Below are 21,336 nucleotides of genomic sequence, written 5' to 3'. Positions count from 1 at the left end.
AGGAAGTGATCCGCCATGTCCGTATCCGACGCACCGCCGTCCGGCAGTCCCGCCCCGCCGGAGAACACCCCGAAAAGCGTCCGTCCGGCCCTGCTCGGTGTGCTGCTCGCGATGCTGCTGTCGATGCTCGACTCCACGATCGTCGGCACCGCGATGCCGACGATCGTCGGCGATCTCGGCGGCCTGGAGCACATCTCCTGGGTAGTGACCGCCTACACCCTGGCCACCGCCGCCTCCACCCCCGTCTGGGGCAAGTTCGGCGATCTGTACGGCCGCAAGCACATGTATCTGATCGCCGTCGTCGTCTTCGTGCTCGGCTCGGCGCTGTCCGGCGCGGCCCACACGATGACCCAGCTGATCGTCTTCCGGGCGCTGCAGGGTCTGGGCGCGGGCGGTATCGGCGCCGGTGCCTTCGCCCTGATCGCCTCGCTGGCGCCGCCCCGGGAGCGGGGCCGCTACCAGGGCATGACCGCCTCCATCATGGCCATCGGAACCATCGGCGGCCCGCTGCTCGGCGGCTTCGTCACCGGCCACCTCGGCTGGCGCTGGGCCTTCTTCATCAATCTGCCGCTCGGCGTCCTCACCCTGGTCTGGTGTCAGCTGACGCTGCGGCTGCCCGCCACCCGCACCAAGGCCCGTATCGACTGGCCGGGCATCACCGTGATGACGACGACCGTGTGCGCCCTCACCCTGGCCGCCACCTGGGCCGGCTCCACCTACGCGTGGACCTCATGGCAGATCCTGGGTCTGTTCACTCTGGCCGCGGTGGGCGTGGCCGCCTTCGTGGCCCGGCAGCGGCGCGCGGCCGAACCGCTCATGCCGCTGCGCATCTTCACCGGACACCGCAACTTCCCCCTGGCGTCCGCGCTGATCCTGGTGGGCGGGGTGGTGATGTTCGGCTGCTCGCTGTATCTGCCGCTGTACCAGCAGACCGTCCAGGGCGTCTCCGCCTCCCGCTCCGGTCTGCTGCTGCTCCCCCTGATGATCCCCGTGGTGGTCATGTCCCAGGTCGGCGGCAAGGTCATGTCCGCCACCGGCCGATACAAGATCTTCCCCATCGTGGGCACGGTCTGCATGGCCGTCGGACTGTTCCTGCTGGCCACCATGGACACCACGACCTCCCGCGCGGCCACCGGGTGGTTCATGGCCCTGGTGGGCACGGGCATGGGCTGCCAGATGCTGATGGTCACCACCATCGCGCAGAACAGCGTGGAACTGCGCGACATGGGGGCCGCCTCGGCGTCGGTCACCCTCTTCCGCACCATCGGCGGCTCCCTGGGCGTGGCGGTCTTCGGTTCGCTGTTCACCGGTGCCGTACGGGGCCACGCGCCCGCCGGGGCGGAGACGGGCGAGGTCCGGCCCGATCCGGCGGCGCTGGCCCGGCTGCCGGAGTCCGTCAGGGACGGCTATCTCCACGCGGTGGCCACCGGCACCCAGCGGATCTTCCTGACCGCGGCCGTCGTGTGCACCGTGGCCTTCATCGCCGCCCTGTGTGTCCAGGAGGTCCCGCTGCGAGGCAGGCCGGGCCCGGTGGCCCAGCCGCAGAAGGCCGAGGAGGCCGAGGAGTCCACCACCCCGGCCGCCCCGTAGCACCGCGACCACCCCGACGCCCCATGGAACTCGCCGAGCGGCGCCGCGCTAGAGCGTCTGGCGCCGCACCAGTTCGTGCAGCTTGCCGCCCGGGATGGCCATCAGCTCGGCCGGGGCGCCCTGCTCCACGATCCGGCCGTCCTCCATGACCAGTACGCGGTCGGCGTCCATGACGGTCGACAGCCGGTGTGCGATCACCAGTCGGCTGGCGTTGAGCCGGCGGGTGCTGTCGATGACGATGCGCTGGGTCTCGTTGTCCAGGGCGCTGGTGGCCTCGTCGAAGAAGAGGATGCGAGGACGGCGGATGAGCGCCTGGGCGATCATCAGCCGCTGCCGCTGGCCGCCGGAGATGGCGCCGCTGCCGGAGATCATGGTCTGGAGCCCCATGGGCATCTGCCGGATGTCCTCGGCCAGACCCGCCAGTTCGGCGGCCTCCATGGCCTCCTCGGGGGTGTACGGCTCGGCGCCGCGGACGCAGTCGAGGATCGTACCGCCCAGGGGCTGGGCGTTCTGGAGGACCACCCCGCACTGGCGGCGCACGGCCGCCTGGTCGAGGGCGGCGAGGTCCTGGCCGTCGTAGAGCACACTGCCGGACACCGGCCGTTCGAAGCCGATGAGCAACCGCAGCAGGGTCGACTTGCCGCAACCGCTCGGGCCGACGACGGCCACGAACTCGCCGGGCCGGATCTCCAGCGAGACATCGTCGAGCACCAGCGGCCCGTCGTCGCCGTACCGGAAGGTGAGGCTTCTGGCCCGGAGGTCACCGGAGAGCCGCCCCGGCTGGGCGCTGCCGCCGCGCACCTCGGGCGGCTCGTCCAGGATCGGCTTGACCTGCTCGAACATGGGCAGGACCGCGACCACCGAGACCAGGGAGTTGGTGAGCTGCGTGAGGGAGGTGAGCAGCATGGTCACGGAGGTGTTGAAGGTCAGGAAGGCGCCCGCCGACATGCTCCCCCGCGCCGGACCGGCCAGCAGCATGAACACGCCGAGGGACACCAGCGGGAGGTAGACGGAGTCCAGCACCTGGGTGAGGTTCTTGATGCGCCCGGTGCGCTGGTGCAGATCACGGGAGTGGGCGAAGCCGCGGGCCCAGGCCGCGTAGGCGAAGTTCTCGGCCGCGGCGACCCGCAGCTTGGGCAGACCGCGCAGGGTCTGGAACGCCTGGTTGTTGAGCTTGTTCTCGTTCTCCACCAGCCGTCGCTGCCAGCGCACCTGCCACAGCCCCATGCCGAGGAAGACCCCGGAGACCACCAGCAGTACGGCGATCACCGCGAGCGCCAGGGAGGCGCTGTAGTACAGCAGCAGGGCGAGGTTCATCACGCCCATGGTCCCGGCCTGGAGGACCGTCGGGGCGATCCCGGACATCACCCGGCGCATGGTGCTGATGCCGAGTGCCGCACTGGCCAGCTCTCCGGTGGAGCGCTGGGCGAAGAAGGTGGTGGGCAGCCGCAGCAGCCGGTCCCACACCGCGGGCTGGAGGGTGGACTCCAGCCGCCCCTCAAGACGCAGCAGGGTCAGGTTCTGCAGCAGCATGAAGGCGGCCGCCACGACGCCGGCGACGATCAGGGCCAGGGAGATCTGGACGATGGGGCTCTTCTCGGCGCGGGGCACGAAGCCGCCCAGCACCTGGCCGGTGGCGAGCGGCACCAGCGCGCCGAGCGCCACCGTCACCAGCCCGCTGATCAGGAGGTTGCGGACGTCCCCGGCGGCGCCGCGCACGCTGAAGCGCATCAGCCGCCACATCGTCATCGGCCGGTCGGGCAGCGGACGGTAGAACATCACACCCCGCGGCTCGAACTCCGCCGCGTTGCCGCCGCTCACCCGGATCCGCAGACCGGAGGCGGGGTTGACCGCCTCGTACCGGCCGCGCCGCCACAGCAGCGCCACCGGGGCCCCGGACTTGGCGCGGTAGCCCACCAGCGGTCCGGCATCGTCCCGCCACCACTGGCCCTCAAGACGGACGGCGCGGGTGCGGATCCGGGCGTGGGCGGCGATGCGCTCCACCGGGTCCGTACGGTCGTCGGTGGCGCGGCCCCTCGGCGGGTCGGGCAGGGTGATCCCGGCGGCCTCCGCCACGGCGCGGCACACCGCGTGCACGGCGTCGTCGGTGCTCTCCTCCGACGGCCGCCGGTCCCGCCGGGGCCCTCCGATGGAGGCGATCAGCGCCTGGTCGGCGCGGGTGCGCACGGCCTCACCGGCCCGGATACCGGCCGCCGTGCGGTCGGCGTGGGCCCGCTCCATGGTCTCGATCCAGCGGTCCACGGCGGTGCCGAGGCGGTACTGCTGGTTGACCATCCGCTGCCACAACGCGCCGTCGATCAGCAGGTCACCGGCGGCCTGGGCGCTGTACTCCGCGCCGTAGCGCACACTGCCGGGCGGCACCGGAAGCCAGAGCAGGTCCTCGTCGGCCGCCTCCGCGTCGGGCGCGGCCCCGCCGTCCAGCGGGGCCTGGAAGAGGACGCCGAGGCTGCGGCTCACCCCGAGCGCCACGGCGTGCTCCAGCGGGGTGGGCGGGGTGTCCTGGAATCCGCCGCCGTACGTGGCGTACGGATCGCCGGACTGGCCCGCGCCGTACGTGTCGTAGGCCTCCGGGCGGTACAGCTCGCGCAGCGGGATGCGGCGCACCAGGCAGTCCTGCGAGGGCCTGCCCAGCAGGGTGTGGCGCGGCCCCTCGACCGGGCCGGGGAGCGCCGCGCCCGTCTCCAGGCGGCCGAGGAAGTGCCACTGCCCCTCCTCGGCGGCGTCGACCGCGAACAGGTCCAGGGCGCCGCCGACGACGAGCCAGAGCACCTGCGGGCCCTCCAGCGGGAGGCTGCGCAGCCCGGCGCAGTCGACGGGCGTGCCGAGCGCGCCCAGCGCCTGGACCACCGCGTCGCCGCCGTCCGCGGCCACCGCCGCGGCCGGGTGAACGGACGCCATGTCAGTGCTCCTTCATCAGCTCGGCGTACGGGCCTCCGGCGGCGGCGAGGTCCTCGTGCCGGCCGCGTTCGACGACCGTGCCGCGGTTCAGGACGAGGATCTCGTCGCTGTCCCGCACGGTGCTGAGCCGGTGGGCGATCACCACACACGCACAGCCGCGGCGGCGCAGGTTGTCCATGACGAGCTGCTCGGTCCGCGCGTCCAGGGCGCTGGTGACCTCGTCGAGCACCAGCACGCTGGGGCGGCGCACCAGGGCGCGGGCGATCTCCAGCCGCTGCCGCTGGCCGCCGGAGAAGTTGCGGCCGTCCTGCTCCACCCGGCAGTGGATCCCCTCCGGGCGCCGTGCGATCACATCGTCGTAGAGCGCGGCGTCCCGCAGGGCCTCCACCACCGCCTCGTCCGGGATCGACGGGTCCCACAGCGCCACGTTGTCCCGCACCGTCCCCTCGAAGAGGAAGATCTCCTGGTCCACGAAGGAGACGGAGGCGGCCAGGGCGCCGCGGGGGATGTCCTCCAGGCGCTGTCCGTCGATGCGGATGACCCCCTCCCAGGGGGTGTAGAGGCCGGAGACGAGCCGGGAGACGGTGGACTTGCCGCTGCCGGAGGCGCCGACCAGCGCCACCTGCCGGCCGGGCCCGACGAACAGCGAGAAGTCGCGCAGCAGCGGCTCGTCCAGCGGGTTGTAGCCGAAGGTGATGTTCTCCAGGGTCACCTGCCCGGTCAGCCGGCGGGTGTCCTCGCTCGGCTCGTCGCGGGTGTAGAGGGAGTCCACCGGGAAGTTCTCCACGTCCTTGAGCCGGGCCACGTCGGCGGAGAAGTCCTGGATGCGCCCGGCCACTCCGTTGAGCCGGGTGATGGGCGCGGTGAAGCGGGTCACCAGCGCCTGGAAGGCCACCAGCAGACCGATGGAGATATGACCCTCGACGGCCCGCAGCCCGCCGATCCAGAGGATGAGAGCGCTGTTGAGCGTGGCGAGGGTGGGGGCGACCACGGCCAGTACGGAGCTCGGCACGCCGAGGCGCTGCTGCTCCTCCAGGGTGATGGCGTGCTGACCGGCCCAGCGGCGGAAGTAGCCGGCCTCGCCACCGGTGGCCTTCACCGTCTCGATGAGCTGGAGACCGGTGTACGAGGTGGTGGTCAGCCGCGCGGTGTCGGCCCGCAGCTTCTGGGTCCTGGTGGCCCGCAGCCGCACCACCACCCGGATCGCCACCACGTTGAGCAGCGCCAACCCGACGCCGACGCCGGTGAGTTGGGGGTCGTAGGTCCACAGCAGCACGGCGTAGAGCACCACGACGACCCCGTCGACGGCCGCGGCGGCCAGATCGCGGGCGAGCGTCTCGGCGACGGTGTCGTTGGAGCGCAGCCGCTGGACCAGGTCGGCCGGGCTGCGCTGGGCGAAGAAGGTGACGGGCAGCCGCAGCAGATGGCGCAGGAACCGCGCGCTGCTGAGGGTCGAGGAGATGATGCGCCCGCGCAGCAGGTTCGCCTGCTGGACACCGGTCAGCAGGGCGGTGAGGACCACCGCCACGGCCATGGACGCGAACAGCGGCTGAAGCGTCGAGTCCTGGCCGGCGATCAGGAAGGTGTCGATGAAGGTGCGGCTGAGCGCCGGGACCGCGGCCCCCACCGCCACCAGCAGCAGACTGGCCAGCAGCGAGGCCAGCAAGGTGCCGGTGGTGCCGCGCATGCGCGACGGCAGGGCGCCCAGCACCCCGGGGCGGCGCCCGCCGCGGCGGAAGGACTCCTCGGGTTCGAAGACCAGGACCACACCGGTGAAGCTGGTGTCGAACTCCTCGATGGGGACGAAGCGGCGCCCCTTGTCGGGGTCGTTGATGTGGACGCCGCGCTTGCCGAACCGCCGCCCCATGCCGTCGTAGACGACGTAGTGGTTGAACTCCCAGAACAGGATGGCCGGGGCCTGGACCTCCACGAGGGCCTCGAGCTCCATCTGCATGCCCTTGGCGCGCAGACCGTAGCTCCGGGCCGCCTTGAGCAGATTGCTGGCGCGCGAGCCGTCCCGGGAGACACCGCAGGCGATCCGCAGCTCCTCCAGCGGCACATGGCGCCCGTAGTGTCCGAGCACCATGGCGAGCGACGCCGCACCGCACTCCAGGGCCTCCATCTGGAGCACGGTGGGGGTGCGTACGGTACGGCGCCGGGGCTTCCTCGGCCCGGCTCCGCCACGCGGGGCGCGCCGCCGGCCGCGGGCCGGCTGGGGGCGGCGTGCCCCGCTGCTTCCGGCGGGTGCGGGCCGGGGCGGTCCGGCCTCGTTCGTCGCGGTCACGGGAGCAGCCAATCGATGGGGTGCTGGGCGTCCAGGTGGACGGTGCCGTCGGTCAGGGTCATGGAGCCGAGGGCGAACGGCGGGCCTTCGGGGGACGACCAGCGGTAGCCGGAGCGGGTGCCGCGCTCGCGGTCGAGGCGTACCTGGACGGCGACCGGCGGGCCGTGCTTGGAGAACTCCTCGCCGAGCTGCTCACTGCCGAGGTAGGCGCCGATCTGCTGGCTGGACTGGGCGGTCCGGCCGATGGCCCGCACCTCGCCGCGGAGCACACCGTAGGTCTGCGTGGGCGCGGACTGCACACTGAGGTCGACCGACGCGCCCACCCGCACCGAGGCCGCCCGGTCCGCGGGGACGTACAGGGTCGCCATCAGCGGGTCGTCGGAGCGGCGGACCCGCTCCACGGAGGCCACGTTCGCGCCGGTGTTCAGCACGGAGCCGATCGAGGCGGAGAGGGTGGTGAGGCGGCCGGCGGCGATGGTGCGCACGACGGTGGTGCCACCGGTGGTGCGGACCTTCAGCAGCGGTGCGCCCGCCGGGAGGGTGCTGCCCTCCTGCGCGAGGACGGAGGTCACCTGGCCCGCGATCGGGCTCTGCAGCACATAGCTGCCCTGTCCGTGGGTGAGGATCCCGGTGGCGTCGAGGGTGTTGGACACGGTGCCGGTGACGGCCCATACGGCGGCCCCGGCCATGACCACCACCGTGACCGCGAGCGCCAGCCATCCCTGGGGACGGGCGTAGCGCACCGGCAGGTCGATGTCCTCTGCCGACTGCGCCTTGGAGAGGGCCTGCTGGCGGAACTGCACGAGAGTCTTTCCTCAGCCGCGAAGGGAGTGATCGAAAAGGGCGCCGTGGACCGCCGAGTGCCCCGGACCAGGCAGGCCCGGGGCACAGGGAAGGCGGTCTGTCAGCCTCAGAGGCTGCCGACGACCCCACCGACGATGCCGGTGGTGTTCAGGCCGGTGACACCGTCAACCGTGCCGGTGACGGTGCCGAGGGCGCCGGTCACCGGGCCGGTGACGGAGTCGACGGTGCCGAGGACGTCGCCCACCGGGTTGCCGATGCCACCGGCCACGTTGTCCAGCTCGGCGTCGGAGATCTCCTGGGTGGCGACCTTGGGCGCGTTGTTCATTGTTGCGTCTCCCTTGGGTGACTGTCTCATTGAGCTTGCAAGCAGCGCTTGGGGGCCGAGGGGAATCGGCTCCCGCGGCATGGTCACGGGGCTCCGGAAGGAACCGGGGATCCGTGGATGCCGAGCGCGGAATGGGATGTAACCACGGGGCTCGCCACGCTGCGAATCAGCCAAGTCCGGAACCGGGCATTCCGCCACTTTCCGATTACACGACCGGCACAAGTGCGCACCTCATGGGCGCTTTTCCGTCACAGAAAGGTCACCGAGCTCGCCCGGCATCATGTCCCTTGTGCGAGGTGACGCGCGTCATGTCGGGCCTGGCCACCACGGCCGGGGCCGAGATGGCGTACGAGCCGGGGCGCACACATGGCATGTGTGTAACAGGTGTGCCGATCACTTGAAGACCGGGCGAACGAAGTGACGTGCGGCGCATGGGCGGCACGGGAATGCGACATGTGCGACTTCAAGCCACCCGGCCCTCCTCCGGCACCACCTCGCCGTCCGGCACCGGCCCGGGTGCGGTGCCGTCGCCGAACGGGCGCCCGCCCAGCTCCTCGCGGTGATGCGGTGTCAGCCATCCGGAGAGGTCGGGGCCGAGCGGAACGATGCGGCGGGGGTTGATGTTGGTGTGCACCTGGTAGTAGTGGCGCTTGATGTGGTCGAAGTCGACGGTGTCCCCGAATCCCGGCGTCTGGAAGAGATCACGGACATACCCCCACAGCACCGGGTCCTCGCTGAGCTTGTTGCGGTTGCACTTGAAGTGGCCGTGGTACACGGCGTCGAACCGGACCAGCGTGGTGAACAGCCGGATATCGGCCTCGGTGATGGTGTCGCCGACCAGATAGCGCCGCGTGGCCAGCCGCCCGGACAGCTCGTCGAGGCGGGCGAAGAGCCGCCGGTAGGCGTCGTCGTAACTGTGCTGGTGCTCGGCGAAGCCCGCGCGGTACACACCGTTGTTCACATCGCGGTAGATGTCCTCCGCCACGTCGTCGATCTCGTCGCGGTGCTCCTCGGGGTACAGATCCGGGGCGCCCTCACGATGGAGGGCGGTCCACTCGGTGGCGAGGTCCAGGGTGATCCGGTGGTAGTCGTTGGTGACCAGTTGGCCACTGGGGACGTCCACCACCGCGGGCACGCTCACCCCGCCCGGATATCCCCTCTCGCGGGCGTCGTACGCCTCGCTGAGGAACCCGATGCCCAAGACCGGGTCCCGGTCCCCCGGATCCAGGGTGAAGCGCCAGCTGCGCTCGTCCTGGATGGGGTCGGTGATGGCCACTGACAGGGCCGGCTCCAGGCCGAGCAGCCGCCGTGAGACCAGCGCACGGCTCGCCCAGGGGCAGGCCCGGCTGACCACCAGCCGATAGCGCCCGGCCTCCACCGGCCAGCCGTCCCGGCCGTCGGCGGTGATCCGGTCGGCGAAGTGCGGCAGGGAGCGGCGGAACTCCTTGCGCTCGCGGGGTGTCTCCTGGTCAGCGGTGTTCAACGGGACCACCTACCACCTTCCGAAGCGGGAACCGTCGTGGACGGTCCGGATCACGGGTCGACTGCCGGGGCTCTGGCGCCACGGGTGATACCTACCCGGTTCCACATCCCGGGAAGGGGTATTCCTCACGGAACGGACAGGGTGGCGATACGGAACGCGTGGCGCCGGGGCGGCGCACCAGCGTTCAAGACCGGGGGCGAGGCCACGGGCCAGGGTCGGGGCATGCCTGAAGACAAGGGATGGAAGAGCCCGTACGTCCTGCTCACGGTCACCATGCTGCTGTGGGGCAGCGCCTTCTCCAGCTCCAAGTCGGTGGTGGCCCAGCTGCCGCACACCGTGGCGGCGCTGCTGCGCTTCGGCGGCGGGGCGGTCGCCCTGCTGGCGGCGGTGGCGGTCTTCGGCAAACCGGCGGCCGCCCCGGCTGCCGCGGCCACCCCGGCTGCCGCGCGTGGCGGCGGGCGGCGCGCGGCGCTCGCGGGCGTCCTGGGGGTCTTCGCCTACAACGGCTTCTTCTTCTGGGGGCTGTCGCTGGCGCCCTCGCTCGACGCGGGCATCGTCATCCCCGTCCTCAGCCCGGTCCTGACCAGCGCCTTCCTCCTGGTCACCGGCCGTGAACGGGCCTCCGGGGGGCGGCTGGCGGGGCTCGCCCTCGGGCTCGCCGGGGCGGTGGTGTTCTTCTTCGGCGCGGGCGGCAGCGCACACGGCGGCACCACCCGGCTCTCGGGCGATCTGCTGTATCTGCTCAGTGCGGTGTGCTGGGCCGCGTACACGCTCATCGGGCCCCGGGTGCTGGCCGGGATCGACCCGCTGCGCGCCACGACGTACGCGACGTGTGCGGGGGCGGTGCTGCTGGGGGCGCTCGCCGCGCCCGACCTCGGCGAGGTGCGCTGGGACGGGCTGCCGGCCGGCCTCTGGCTGAACGTGGTGTTCCTCGCCATCGGCCCGGCCGCCGTGGCCAATCTCCTGTACTACCGGGGCGTGGGTGCGGTGGGCCCGGCGTCCGCGTCCTTGATGATGTTCATGGTCCCGGTGGTCAACACCGTGTGCTCCATGGTCTTCTTGGGCGAGTCCTTCGGCGGTCTCCAGGCCCTGGGCGCCCTGGTGCTGCTGTCGGGTGCGGTGCTCGCCGTCGCTCGGGGACGTGTACCGGCACGTCCCCGAGCGCGCACCGCGCCCACCGCGGGAAAGAAGCCCTCGGAGCTGTGAGCACCGTACGGCGCCGGTCTGCATCACTCCCCTCGTGGTGATACAGACCGCCCGCCACGCTGGGAGGCGGGGCTTCGTTTCCCGCGCGGTGCGGCAAGAGCGACGCTAAAGCCGATCACGCGGGCGGGCAACGGTGCACGGTGCGCATCGCCCGCCCGCGACATGTGCACGGTGCGCAGTCAGTCCGCCGGGTGGAGCCCGGTGATGTGCAGGGCGTGCACCAGGTCGTGGATCCCGGAGCCGGTGGTGAGCAGATCCCGGCTGAGCAGGTGTTCGGCGGCTCGCAGATGGGCCCTGACGGTGTTCCGGCTGAGACCGACATGGCGGGCGGTCCGCTGGGCATCGGTGTTCGCGTCGATCCAGGCGCTCAGGGTGGTGTGCAGATCGCGGCCCCGGGTGTCCTGGAGCGGACGGAGGAACTCCCGCGCCCAGGCGTGGGCGGGCCCGGTGCGGAACAACTCGTCCAGGGTGGGCACCGGCCGCCCGCCCCGGGCCCCGAAGCCACCTGTGGAGCCGAACCCACCCGTGGAGCCGAAGCCGCCCTCGGGGCCGAAGCCGCCGTCCGGCTGCCCTCCGGTCAGGCAGAAGGCCAGGTCGAGGGCGGCCCGGGTGCGTACGTCGCCCAGGTCAAGGCCGAGGGTGGCCTCCACCCGGCTGAGGTGGTGGGACACGGTGTTGCGGCTGATGTCCAACAGCCGGGCCACCGCCGACCGGGGGAAGGTGACGGCGAGCCGGGTGATGTCCAGGGTGGCTCTCGGGGTGGACCCCAGTGGCCGCAACAGGGCGCGGGCCCAGGTGCCCGCCTCCGTGTGGGGCAGCAGGGGCACCAGCGGTGTCCGGCCGAGGTAGGCGGCCATCCGCTCGGGCGTATGGCGCGCCGCGGCCAGGGCGTGCAGGGCTTGCCCGTACGCCTCGGCCGTGGCGTCGAGCGGATACGGGCTGCTGATGCCCAGCGCGTAGAGCGAGTTCTCCCGCACCAGACGGCGCAGCACCGTGCCCTGGCCGCGGGCCACCTCGGGGTCGTCGCCGAAGTCACGGGGGTCGGTGTCGGGCTCGTCGTCGAACCGGCCACCGGTCCCGTCGTCGGATCCGTCGGCGGACCCGTCCGCGACCAGGCAGATGAGGTGCTCCTTGAAGGCCGGGCAGTGCACCATCAGGCCCGTGCCGTGATAGCCCGAGCCGTCCTGGTAGGTCTGCGCCAGCCGGTCCCGGTCCTCCGGCGGGCAGTGCAGCAGATAGACGCGCAGCCGTGCGGCGTCCAGCAACGAGGGGACGGCGCCGGTGGTCATCCGGCGGGCCAGGGTGAGATCTCCCGCCAGCAGGGCGCTGAAGACGGCGAACCGCAGCTGCCGCGCCTTGGACTGATAGCCGCGGAAGGTGGTGTCCGCGCCCTGCGCGCGGTCCAGGAGCGCGATGAGACTCCCGGCGTGCGAGACCAGCGACGCCGCTTCGCGGGTGGGCGCCGAGGTGCCCGCCACCACCAGCACGGGCCGTGGCGCGTGCGGGCCGAGCGCCTCCAGCCGCACCTGAAGGGCGCCGCTCTCGGTGGCCGCCGCGGCCATCTGCCCGCCGGACAGCCGTGCCAGCGTCGGTTCGAGCGAGGGCAGGATCTGCCGCGGGAAAAGCGCGGTGGAGGCCTCGACCGCGCCCGCGCCGCCGACCAGCGCGACATCGGCGTCGATCTGCCGGCCCAGCCAGTCGAGTACCGGCCGCGGATCCGCCCCGGCCCCTCGGCCCATCTGTCGCCGCACCTCGTGCAGCAGCTCGTCCAGCCGCCCGGTGTGGGCCCGTGCCTCCACAGCCGTACTCCTCCTCACCCCCCGCGCCACGTCATCCCGCGCGGACCGATCGGCGATCCGCGCTCCGACGTACTTTTCCGACGTACTTTATTGACCGGTACACAGGATCTCGGACAGTGCCGTACGTATCAGGCCGGTTCCGCGGGGCGGGTCTGTCCCATCGGGGGGGGTGTCCGCGCAGGCCAGGGCCCTGCATGGGGCAGTGGCGGGGCCTGTTAGGTTGACGTGCTCAGTTGTACGGGGAAAGGAATTCACGTGCGCAGGACAGTGCACATGGCGGTCACTTCGGTCATTCTCGGCCTTGTCGTCAGCGGCTGCGGAGGCGGCGACGACGGGAAGAAGGAATCGAAGCCGAGCGGCGGAGCCACCAAGGCCACTCAGGCCGCCCAGCAGTCGCCGAGCTCCGGCCCGTCGGCCCGGGGCACGATCATGGAGCGTTCGGCGGGCTCCTGGAAGTCCATCGTGGCGGCGAAGTCCGCCGACGACCTGGAGACCCTCACCGTCGCGGACGGCAAGGTCACGGCGAAGGGCCCGAAGCTCGACTGCACCGGCACGCTCGGGCCCGGCCGGAAGGGCGGTGAGGACGAGCCCTCCCTGACCCTGTCGTGCAAGGGCGACAGCGACGGAGGGCGGGGCCAGGGCACCGTCGGGATGAAGGGCGACGACGCCCTGGCGATCAACTGGAAGGGCCCGGAGGGCGGCTTCGGCGGCCCCGTCGACAGCTTCCGCAGGGCGGGCTGACCCTCAGGACGCATCAGGTTCAGCCGCTTGACGAAGCACCACACCGAACGGATCGGGACCGGCCATCAGGCCACCGAGCGGAACAGGCCCTCCAGCGCCATCGCCACCTGGTCGGTGGAGAGCGGGTCGTCGACACCGCCCGCCGCGTAGATGCCCCGGTCCAGTTTGATGCCGCGCGTCATCGCGCCGAGCAGCGCGGCCAGTTCGGTGCCCCGCAGGGCGGGCTGGTGGCCGGCCCGGTCGAACAGCCCGTCCAGCATGGTGCCGATGCGGCGGCTGAACCGCTTCTCGTGATCCACCAGCGCGGCGGCGGCATCGCCGTCCCGGAGCGCCATCAGCCGGAATTCCAGGTGGATGAAGACCCAGCGGACGTCCAGGTGCTCGCCGTTGAAGATCTCGGCGAAGGTCCGGGCGAGCTGGGGGGCCAGGTCCCGCTCGGTGTCCATCTCGTCGATCCGCTCCCCGATGTAGTCGGCGGTGCGGTCGCTGTGCCGCCGGAAGACGTCGAGGAAGAGCTTCAGCTTGCTGTCGTAGTTGGAGTAGAAGGCCCCGGTGGTCCTGCCCGAGCACTGGCAGATGTAGCCGATCGACGCCCCGTGGAAGCCGCGTTCGGCGAACGCCCGCTCCGCCCCGACGATCAGCGCTTCCACGGTCTTTGACCGCTGCGGCGGCATCGGCGTGCCCCTCTCCCCCAACTGTTCGGAAACCTGGCCAGATCCGTACGGTAGCCGATCAGTCCCCCTGTTCAGTAGGGAACCCTATCGGTAGCGTTCCCTATCGAAGGCCGCGGCCGACGGCTCCGGGACGTTCGCCCCGGGACAGTTCGAGGATCACGAAGGAGACCCATCGTGAACGCTCCGATGCCCACGACCCATGACGACCTGCGAGATCTCCACGACCTCCCTTCGTATCCGAAAGAGCGGGACGACTACATCAACCCGGCACGCGCGCTGCTCACCGGGCCGCCGATCAGCCCGCTGAGGTTCGCGGGCGGCAGCACCGGCTGGCTGGTGACGGGGTATCACGAGGCGCGGGAGGTGCTGCGGGACGCCCGGTTCAGCGCCGAGCGCTGGCGTGGCGACGACGCGATGCGGCCGGTCCCCGAGTCGGTCCGCAGGGACCGGAGCAGCGGGGCGGGGTCGTTCCTGGCCATGGACGCGCCGGAGCACGGCCACTACCGGGGCCAGCTCACGCGGTACTTCACGGTGCGTCGGATGCGGGAGCTGGAGGCCCGCATCGAGGACATCGTGGCCGACCAGCTGGACGCGTTGGAGGCGGCGGGCAAACCGGCCGACCTGGTGCGGCACTTCGCCATGCCCATCCCCTCACTGGTGATCTGCGAGATGCTCGGTGTGCCGTACGAGGATCGGGAGCTCTTCCAGTCCGTCGCCGCGCAGTTGCTCCGCCAGGACCGCACCGATGCGGAGTTCCTCGCCGGGAAGACCGAGCTCGACACCTTCCTGCGCACCCTGGTCGAGGCCAAGCGCAAGGAGCCGAAGGACGATCTGATCTCCCTGCTGACCGCCGTCGAAGAGCTCGACGACGAGGAGATCGGTGGCATCGCGGGGCTGCTGCTGATCGCCGGTCACGAGACCACCACCAACATGCTCAGCCTCGGCACCTTCGCCCTGCTGCGCGAGCCCGAGCAGCTGGAGCGGCTGCGGGCCGACGAGTCGCTCCTGCCCCAGGCCGTCGAGGAGCTGCTGCGCTACCTGAGCATCGTCAACGCCTTCCCCGTCCGCATCGCGCTGGAGGACGTCGTCGTCGGCGGTGTCACCGTCGCGGCGGGCCAGTCCGTGGCCGTCTCGGTCCCGGCGGCGAACCGGGACCCGGCGCTGGTGGACGACCCGGACACGCTCGACGTAGGGCGTCCCCGCAGCAGCCACCTCGCCTTCGGCTACGGCATCCATCAGTGTCTGGGGCAGCATCTGGCCAGGATCGAGCTGGTGGCGGGCTACCGCGGACTGCTCCGCCGGTTCCCGGGGCTGCGGCTCGCCGTGCCCCCGGAGGAGGTCCGGATGCGCAGCGACATGATCATTTACGGAGCCCACGAACTGCCCGTCACCTGGTGACGGCGCCGGGCCGGATCTGGCCCGGCCTCCGCACACCCGAAATCATCACATGAGCTCCACAGACGCGAAGTTCATGTGATGATTCGGTGACCCCGGCCCGTCCGGTCCGGGAGTGTGGAGGGGAAATACACGTGAAGTCAACGACCTTCAGATCCGCCGTGGGGGCCGTGCTGACGGCGGCCCTGTCCGCCGTGGTCCTGCCCGCCTCCGCCGCCAGCGCGGCGGAGAGCCCGGCGGCGGCCGGCACCGTGGACACCGCGACCGCGCGGTCCTTCGGACGGCTGGCCGACGCGGTGCTGACCCAGCGCACGGCGGCTCTGCTGGACAACAACAAGCGTTCGGTGCGGCGCGCGGCCCCGCTCGCCGAGAAGAACGTCCGCCTGTCGGCCGGGCAGACCAGGACCGAGGACACCGCGCTGTCCACGCTGCACACCCGCAAGGCGCGGCTCGCGGCTCTGGGCGAGGCATACACCTCCGCCGACACCCGGGTGGCGGTGGACCGGATACGGGTCGAGGCCGGACACGCCACGGTCCAGGCCACCGAGACCACGACGCTGGCCTACCGGAAGATACGCGGCGACGAGCCCGCGACCACCGGCTTCCAGGCACACCACCGGCTGAGCTTCGCCGCCACGGCGGACGGGAAGTGGCAGCTGACCGGCCTCACCTCGACCGACGACGGCCCGCTGGCGGTCAACGAGCCCGCCACGGCGCGGGTGGCGACGGCCCGGACGACGGCCCTCCCCGAGGCGACGCCCGCCGCCATCTCCAAGCCGTCCCAGCCGCAGACGAAGCCCGCCGGAAGCTACAACTACGCGGCGATGGCCTCGTACGCGGAGAAGTACTGGCAGAACTACAACCCCGCCTACCGGAAGTTCAACGAGGCCGGTGGGGACTGCACCAACTTCGTGAGCCAGGCCCTGAAGGCGGGCGGCTGGGCCAACAAGTCCGGCGACTCCGAGGACTACCGCAGCTGGTGGTACGACACCTCGTACCAGTCGACGTCCTGGGTGGGCGCCAACGAGTGGTCCTGGTTCACCCTGGACGCCAAGCGGGCCACCAACCTGGCGAACGTCTACTACATGGGCGTCGGTGACGTCATGCAGATGGACTTCGACAAGGACGGGTCCAAGGACCACACCATGATCGTCACCTACCGGAGCTCCAGCGGTGTGCCGTACATGACCTACCACTCGGTGAACACCTACCGGAAGTCCGTGGCGAGCATCATCGCCTCGTACCCGAACTCGCTCTACTACGCCTACCGCACCTGAGGCACCAGCACGCACCCGTATCTCCCCGTGACAGTGGACCCCGCCCCCGGGCGGGGTCCACCGCGTTTTCGCCCGGACTCCGCTCTGCCGCGCTTCGGCGCGGCGCGCCGACGGTCGGCCGACCGGCTCAGCCGCGGCCGACCCCGTGATGTGATGTCCGCACGGTGTTCACCCGACGGACACCGAGCCACGTCAGCACGCCTGCGTACACACACGTCTTCGAGCCGCGAGAGATGGAGTGACGCCATGCCGGGCGCCCTGTCACGCCGTTCCGCCCTGTCCTTCCTGGGAGGGGCGATGGCCGTCGCCGCGACCGGTGGGGTCGTCGCAACCGGTGGCGGCGGATGGCCCGCGGCCGCCGCCGCGGCCGCTTCCGGCCCCGATTCCGCCACTGGGCACGCCCCAGGTCCCGGCTCCCGGGTGGACTCCCTCATCGGCCGGATGACGCTCGAGGAGAAGCTCGCGCTGCTGCACGGCGCGAAGGATCCCCGCGGCCTCGGGCAGGCGGGGTACACCCCCGGTGTCCCCCGGCTCGGCATTCCGCCACTCCGGCTCGCGGACGGGCCCGCCGGCGTACGGGTCACCCGGCATGCCACCGCGCTGCCCGCGCCGGTGCTGCTCGCCTCCGCCTTCGATCCGGCCCTGGCGCGGGAGTACGGGCGCGTCATCGGGCGCGAGGGCCGTGCGCTGGGCCAGGACGTACTGCTCTCCCCCATGGTCAATCTCATTCGCACCCCGTACGCCGGGCGCAACTTCGAGACCTTCGGCGAGGACCCGCTGCTCGCCTCCGAGCTGGTGGCCGAGGAGGTGCGCGGTATCCAGGGCGAGGGCCTGATCGCCACCGTCAAGCACTTCGCCATGAACAACCAGGAGCACGAGCGGGAGTCGATCGATGTCATCGTCGGCGAGCGGACGATGCGGGAGATGGAGCTGCCCGGCTTCGAGGCGGCCGTACGGGCGGGCGCGGGCGCGGTCATGGGCGCCTACAACAAGGTCAACGGGGCCTTCGCCTGCGAGAGCGGGCCGCTGCTGACCGGGGTGCTGCGCGAGGACTGGGGCTTCGACGGCTGGGTGATGACCGACTGGCACGCCGCCCACAGCACCGCGGCGGCCCTCGGCGCCGGGCTCGACATGGAGATGCCGGACGGAAAGTACTTCGGCGGCGCCCTGCGGAAGGCGGTGGCCGACGGGACCGTACCGGAGGACGGGGTGGACCGCGCGGTCGGCCGCGTCCTGACCGTCATGGACCGCTTCGGCCTGCTGGACGGCGGCGCCCCGCCGCGGCCCGGCCGGGACCCCGGGGCCGGGGCGCGCACCGCGCTGAAGGTCGCCACGGCGGGCGGCGTCCTGCTGCGCAACGAGCGCGGCACACTGCCGCTGACCGGGTCCGCCGCCCGGTCGATCGCCGTGGTCGGGCCCACCGGCTCCATCCCCTTCGTCAGTGGCGGCGGCAGCGCCCATGTGGTCCCCGACCACGCCGCGAGCCCACTGGAGACGATCCGGGAGCGCGCCGGAAAGGGGGCCCGGGTCGACTACGCCCTGGGCGAGGACGTGTTCGGCAAGAAGATCCCCAGCTCCGCGCTCTCCCCGGCCACCGGGCTGCAGAAGCGGAAGGTGGCGGCGGGCAGGAGCTGGGCGTACGACGGCACCCTCACCGTGGCCGAGGCCGATGAGTGGACGTTCGTCCTGCACTTCAGCGGTCCGCCCACCGGCCGCCCGAAGGTGCTGCTGGACGGCGAGGAGCTGTTCCCGTTCCGGCCCGGCTTGGCCGAGTACTTCACCGGTGGCCTCGTCAGCGCCGCCCCGGACGGCCTCGCCGTGCGCCGGGCGGCCGTCAGGCTGACGGCGGGGAAACACCGGCTGAAGGTCACCGCCAAGGGCGGCGCGAAGGGGCTGACCTTCCGGCTGCGCCGCACCACCTCCGCCACGCGCGCCGCCGACGTGGCCGAGGCGGTGTGTGCCGCCCGCGCCGCGCACAGCGTGGTGCTCTTCGGCTACGAGGACGCCACCGAGGGCCGGGACCGCACCACCATCGCCCTCCCCGGCCACCAGAACGCGCTGATCGCCGCCGTCGCCAAGGCCAATCCGCGCACGACCGTCGTCCTCAACACCTCCTCGTGCACCTCGATGCCCTGGCTGAAGCGCACCGGCGCCGTCCTCCAGATGTACTACCCGGGCCAGGAGGGCGCCGCCGCCACCACCGCCCTGCTCTTCGGCGACGCCAACCCCGGCGGCAGGCTCACCCAGTCCTTCCCCGTCTCCGACGACCGCCATCCGATGGCCGGAGACCCCCGGCGCTACCCCGGGGTGAACGGCCGCGAGGAGTACTCCGAAGGTGTCCACGTCGGCTATCGCTGGTACGACGCCGAGGGGGTGCGGCCCCTCTTCCCCTTCGGCCACGGCCTGTCGTACACCACCTTCGCCTATGCGGGCCTGCGGCTGCGGCGGCGCGGAAGCGGCCTGGAGGCGGTCTTCACCGTGCGCAACACCGGGCGGCGGGCCGGGGCGGAGGTGGCCCAGGTGTATGTGGGGCCCTCACCCGATCTGCCGCTCGACCAGGCCGAGCGGTCCCTGGCGGGATTCCGGCGCGTCCATCTGCGGCCCGGCCAGGCGCGGAAGGTGACGGTGCGGATGGCCGCCCGGACGCTGTCCTCCTGGGACTCCGAACGCCATGGATGGGTACTGGGCACCGGGCGCCGGACCGTGGAAGTGGGCTCCTCCTCACGCGATCCGAGGCTGCGGGGGCATATCGAGGTCCGCCATGGGTCCTGAGCGGCCACGGTCCTGAGCGGCCACGGCCGTCGTCGCCTCGGGCTACGCTAGTATGGCGCGTGTGCAACTAAAGGCGCACGCAAGCAATAAGGCATCGACGAAGGAGCGCCGTGCAGATCGACCTTTCCGGTAGGACCGCCCTGGTCACCGGCTCCACGCAGGGCATCGGATTCGCCATCGCCGCCGGGCTGGCGCGGGCGGGTGCCCGTGTCGCCGTCAACGGGCGCCGCCAGGAGTCCGTCGAGGCCGCCATCCAGAAGCTGGAGGAGGACACCGAGGGCGGCTCGTTCGTCTCCGCCCCCGGCGACATCACCACCGATGACGGCGCCCGCCAGGTCATCGATGCGGTGCCGGACACCGATGTCCTGGTCAACAACCTCGGCATCTTCGGGACCACTCCGCCGCTGGAGATCAGCGACGATGAGTGGCGGCGCTATTTCGAGGTGAACGTCCTGGCCTCCGTCCGGATGATCCGGAGCTTCCTGCCCGGGATGAAGGACCGCTCCTGGGGCCGGATCATGAACGTGGCCAGTGACTCCGCCGTCGTCATCCCCGCTGAGATGATCCACTACGGGATGTCGAAGACCGCACTGCTCGCCGTCACCCGCGGCTTCGCCAAGGACGCGGCCGGTACCGGGGTCACGGTCAACTCGCTGATCGCCGGGCCGACCCACACCGGCGGGGTCGAGGACTTCGTGTACGAGCTGGTGGACCCGGAGCTGCCCTGGGACGAGGCGCAGCGGGAGTTCATGGCCAAGTACCGGCCGCAGTCGCTGATCCAGCGGCTGATCGAGCCCGAGGAGATCGCCAACATGGCGGTCTACCTGAGCTCCACATTCGCCTCGGCCACCACCGGCGGGGCCGTGCGCGTGGACGGCGGCTACGTCGACTCGATCCTCCCCTGACACTCACCGCGGCGCCTCCCCTGACACTCACCGCGGCGCCTTCCTGACGCCTGCTTCGGCGCCCCCTGATCCCCGCTTCCGCGCGCCCTTCCGGTGGGAACCGTTCCGCGTGGACCGGGGGTCCCTAAGGAGCGAAGAAGCAGACAACCTGGGGGGTTCTGTTGAGCAATGACGCACTTGCGCATCCTGACCGCATCAGAGCGAGCCACTGGATCACCGTTCTGAGGCGGCAATTCCCCGAGCTCCGGGCGGAGTTGACGCCCTCCCCGCACCGGCCCGGCCTCGGTCGGCAGCGGGGAGGCGCCGATCGTCACGGGCCCTCGGAGCCGTTGCGCCTGCGGGTCTCCGATACCGTACGCGACATCACCGACGGCGTCGTGGAGCTGGAGGAGGCCGTGCACGACCGGCTCGGGCTGCCACCCGCGGGCAGGGGGACGGTCGAGGTCAGACTGGCCCGTCTCGCGGGGCTCCTGGAACGGGTCGAGGCCGACCCGGTGCTGATGCGCCATCTGCTGGACGAGGTCAGCGGACTGGCGCGGCGCTGCTCGGGCACGCTCGGGGACGCCGAGCCCGTGGTCCGGCTGCGCGGCCGGTGCCCGCTGTGCGCCTCGGTCTCGCTGCGGGCCTTTCCACTGCGCCGTGCGGTGCTGTGCATCAACCCCGGCTGCCGCTGCCCGCACACCGGGTGCGGCTGCCACGCGGACCGGGCACACCGGCACTCCTGGCCGGAGGGCGAGTGGGCGGAGCTGGCGGCCGGCGGCGCGCTCGCCCTGGAGGAGATCACCGCCGCCCTGGGCGGAGGTTCCACCGTCGCGGCGGTGAGCCGATGAGGACCATACAGGCGCCCGAGTATCCGTTGCTGACCGCCGCCGTGGCCGCCGCGGAGGTGGGCGTCACCCCGGCCACCATCCGCAAGTGGGTGCAGCTGAAGCATCTGCGGCCCGCGGGGCGTCAGGGCAAGGCGTTCCTCTATCGGCTGGAGGATGTGTTCGCGGCCGAGCGGGCCACACGACGACATACGTGACCTGCGGGACCCATGGTCATCTAGGCATAAGTGACGACAAGTGGTTGTCAATGGGCATCCGGTGCATCACACTTGGTGCCAGCGGCGGAGCTGTGCCCCCTGGAGGGGCCACGGCCCCGCCGCTTTTCGCTGTGCGCA

General features: G+C 71.7%; 16 protein-coding genes. 9 read left to right on the top strand and 7 right to left on the bottom strand.

Annotated features, from left to right (window positions below):
* Positions 1 to 15 precede the first annotated feature (15 nt).
* The gene (locus JK364_RS17055; protein WP_201851948.1) at positions 16 to 1,590 is read left to right on the top strand and encodes an MDR family MFS transporter; all 1,575 of its coding nucleotides are present in this window, start codon (positions 16 to 18) and stop codon (positions 1,588 to 1,590) included.
* A gap of 48 nt (positions 1,591 to 1,638) precedes the next feature.
* On the opposite strand, the gene JK364_RS17050 is transcribed toward JK364_RS17055, so the two are convergent.
* From JK364_RS17050 to JK364_RS17030, 5 genes are all read right to left on the bottom strand, one after another.
* Positions 1,639 to 4,509 carry an NHLP bacteriocin export ABC transporter permease/ATPase subunit gene (locus tag JK364_RS17050; RefSeq protein WP_201851947.1) on the bottom strand — a complete coding sequence of 957 codons (2,871 nt, stop codon included), beginning with the start codon at positions 4,507 to 4,509 and terminating at the stop codon, positions 1,639 to 1,641.
* A 1-nt stretch (position 4,510) separates the two neighbouring features.
* Positions 4,511 to 6,793, bottom strand: coding sequence for an NHLP family bacteriocin export ABC transporter peptidase/permease/ATPase subunit (locus JK364_RS17045; RefSeq protein WP_372461954.1), 2,283 nt, complete (start codon positions 6,791 to 6,793; stop codon positions 4,511 to 4,513).
* Positions 6,790 to 7,596 (bottom strand): HlyD family efflux transporter periplasmic adaptor subunit, encoded by an 807-nt coding sequence (locus JK364_RS17040; protein WP_201851946.1) that lies wholly within the window; start codon positions 7,594 to 7,596, stop codon positions 6,790 to 6,792. Before JK364_RS17040 ends, JK364_RS17045 begins: the two co-directional genes overlap by 4 nt.
* A 107-nt stretch (positions 7,597 to 7,703) precedes the next feature.
* Entirely contained in the window at positions 7,704 to 7,922 is a 219-nt protein-coding gene (locus tag JK364_RS17035; RefSeq protein ID WP_020874158.1) for a hypothetical protein, read from the bottom strand.
* A 463-nt stretch (positions 7,923 to 8,385) separates the two neighbouring features.
* Positions 8,386 to 9,405 carry a glutathione S-transferase family protein gene (locus tag JK364_RS17030; RefSeq protein ID WP_201851945.1) on the bottom strand — a complete coding sequence of 340 codons (1,020 nt, stop codon included), beginning with the start codon at positions 9,403 to 9,405 and terminating at the stop codon, positions 8,386 to 8,388.
* 222 nt (positions 9,406 to 9,627) lie between these two features.
* Here JK364_RS17030 and JK364_RS17025 point away from each other — a divergent pair, with 222 nt between their 5' ends.
* Positions 9,628 to 10,611, top strand: coding sequence for a DMT family transporter (locus tag JK364_RS17025; RefSeq protein WP_201851944.1), 984 nt, complete (start codon positions 9,628 to 9,630; stop codon positions 10,609 to 10,611).
* Positions 10,612 to 10,790: 179 nt separating this feature from the next.
* Here JK364_RS17025 and JK364_RS17020 read toward each other — a convergent pair whose 3' ends face one another.
* Positions 10,791 to 12,410: a helix-turn-helix domain-containing protein gene (locus tag JK364_RS17020; RefSeq protein WP_307841308.1), complete on the bottom strand. Its 1,620-nt coding sequence runs from the start codon at positions 12,408 to 12,410 to the stop codon at positions 10,791 to 10,793.
* Positions 12,411 to 12,665: 255 nt separating this feature from the next.
* Between JK364_RS17020 and JK364_RS17015 the strand changes: the two genes are divergently transcribed.
* Positions 12,666 to 13,151 (top strand): hypothetical protein, encoded by a 486-nt coding sequence (locus tag JK364_RS17015; protein WP_201851943.1) that lies wholly within the window; start codon positions 12,666 to 12,668, stop codon positions 13,149 to 13,151.
* A gap of 65 nt (positions 13,152 to 13,216) precedes the next feature.
* On the opposite strand, the gene JK364_RS17010 is transcribed toward JK364_RS17015, so the two are convergent.
* Positions 13,217 to 13,825 carry a TetR/AcrR family transcriptional regulator gene (locus JK364_RS17010; RefSeq protein ID WP_201851942.1) on the bottom strand — a complete coding sequence of 203 codons (609 nt, stop codon included), beginning with the start codon at positions 13,823 to 13,825 and terminating at the stop codon, positions 13,217 to 13,219.
* A gap of 174 nt (positions 13,826 to 13,999) precedes the next feature.
* Here JK364_RS17010 and JK364_RS17005 point away from each other — a divergent pair, with 174 nt between their 5' ends.
* From JK364_RS17005 to JK364_RS16980, 6 genes are all read left to right on the top strand, one after another.
* Positions 14,000 to 15,223 carry a cytochrome P450 gene (locus JK364_RS17005; RefSeq protein WP_201851941.1) on the top strand — a complete coding sequence of 408 codons (1,224 nt, stop codon included), beginning with the start codon at positions 14,000 to 14,002 and terminating at the stop codon, positions 15,221 to 15,223.
* Between the two features lie 131 nt (positions 15,224 to 15,354).
* Positions 15,355 to 16,497: an amidase domain-containing protein gene (locus JK364_RS17000; protein ID WP_201851940.1), complete on the top strand. Its 1,143-nt coding sequence runs from the start codon at positions 15,355 to 15,357 to the stop codon at positions 16,495 to 16,497.
* Between the two features lie 246 nt (positions 16,498 to 16,743).
* On the top strand, positions 16,744 to 19,269 hold the full coding sequence (locus tag JK364_RS16995; protein WP_201851939.1) for a beta-glucosidase family protein: 2,526 nt from the start codon (positions 16,744 to 16,746) through the stop codon (positions 19,267 to 19,269).
* Between the two features lie 110 nt (positions 19,270 to 19,379).
* A complete protein-coding gene (locus tag JK364_RS16990; RefSeq protein WP_201851938.1) occupies positions 19,380 to 20,174 on the top strand; it encodes an SDR family NAD(P)-dependent oxidoreductase in 795 nt (264 codons plus the stop codon).
* 329 nt (positions 20,175 to 20,503) lie between these two features.
* The gene (locus JK364_RS16985; RefSeq protein WP_230992089.1) at positions 20,504 to 21,004 is read left to right on the top strand and encodes a hypothetical protein; all 501 of its coding nucleotides are present in this window, start codon (positions 20,504 to 20,506) and stop codon (positions 21,002 to 21,004) included.
* Positions 21,001 to 21,198 carry a helix-turn-helix domain-containing protein gene (locus tag JK364_RS16980; protein ID WP_201851937.1) on the top strand — a complete coding sequence of 66 codons (198 nt, stop codon included), beginning with the start codon at positions 21,001 to 21,003 and terminating at the stop codon, positions 21,196 to 21,198. Before JK364_RS16985 ends, JK364_RS16980 begins: the two co-directional genes overlap by 4 nt.
* The last annotated feature ends 138 nt before the right edge of the window (positions 21,199 to 21,336 follow it).

Source organism: Streptomyces endocoffeicus, assembly GCF_016741935.1.
Lineage (GTDB): Bacteria > Actinomycetota > Actinomycetes > Streptomycetales > Streptomycetaceae > Streptomyces > Streptomyces endocoffeicus.
The sequence above is the reverse complement of the archived record's forward strand: the minus strand, read 5'-3'. Positions and strand labels throughout refer to the sequence as shown.

Excerpts from the sequence above, each read along its gene's own strand:
- JK364_RS17025 (WP_201851944.1), top strand. The coding sequence starts at position 9,628 with ATGCCTGAAGACAAGGGATGGAAGAGCCCGTACGTCCTGCTCACGGTC.
- JK364_RS17010 (WP_201851942.1), bottom strand. The coding sequence starts at position 13,825 with ATGCCGCCGCAGCGGTCAAAGACCGTGGAAGCGCTGATCGTCGGGGCG.
- JK364_RS16995 (WP_201851939.1), top strand. The coding sequence starts at position 16,744 with ATGCCGGGCGCCCTGTCACGCCGTTCCGCCCTGTCCTTCCTGGGAGGG.
- JK364_RS16980 (WP_201851937.1), top strand. The coding sequence starts at position 21,001 with ATGAGGACCATACAGGCGCCCGAGTATCCGTTGCTGACCGCCGCCGTG.
- JK364_RS17055 (WP_201851948.1), top strand. The coding sequence starts at position 16 with ATGTCCGTATCCGACGCACCGCCGTCCGGCAGTCCCGCCCCGCCGGAG.
- JK364_RS17035 (WP_020874158.1), bottom strand. The coding sequence starts at position 7,922 with ATGAACAACGCGCCCAAGGTCGCCACCCAGGAGATCTCCGACGCCGAG.
- JK364_RS17050 (WP_201851947.1), bottom strand. The coding sequence starts at position 4,509 with ATGGCGTCCGTTCACCCGGCCGCGGCGGTGGCCGCGGACGGCGGCGAC.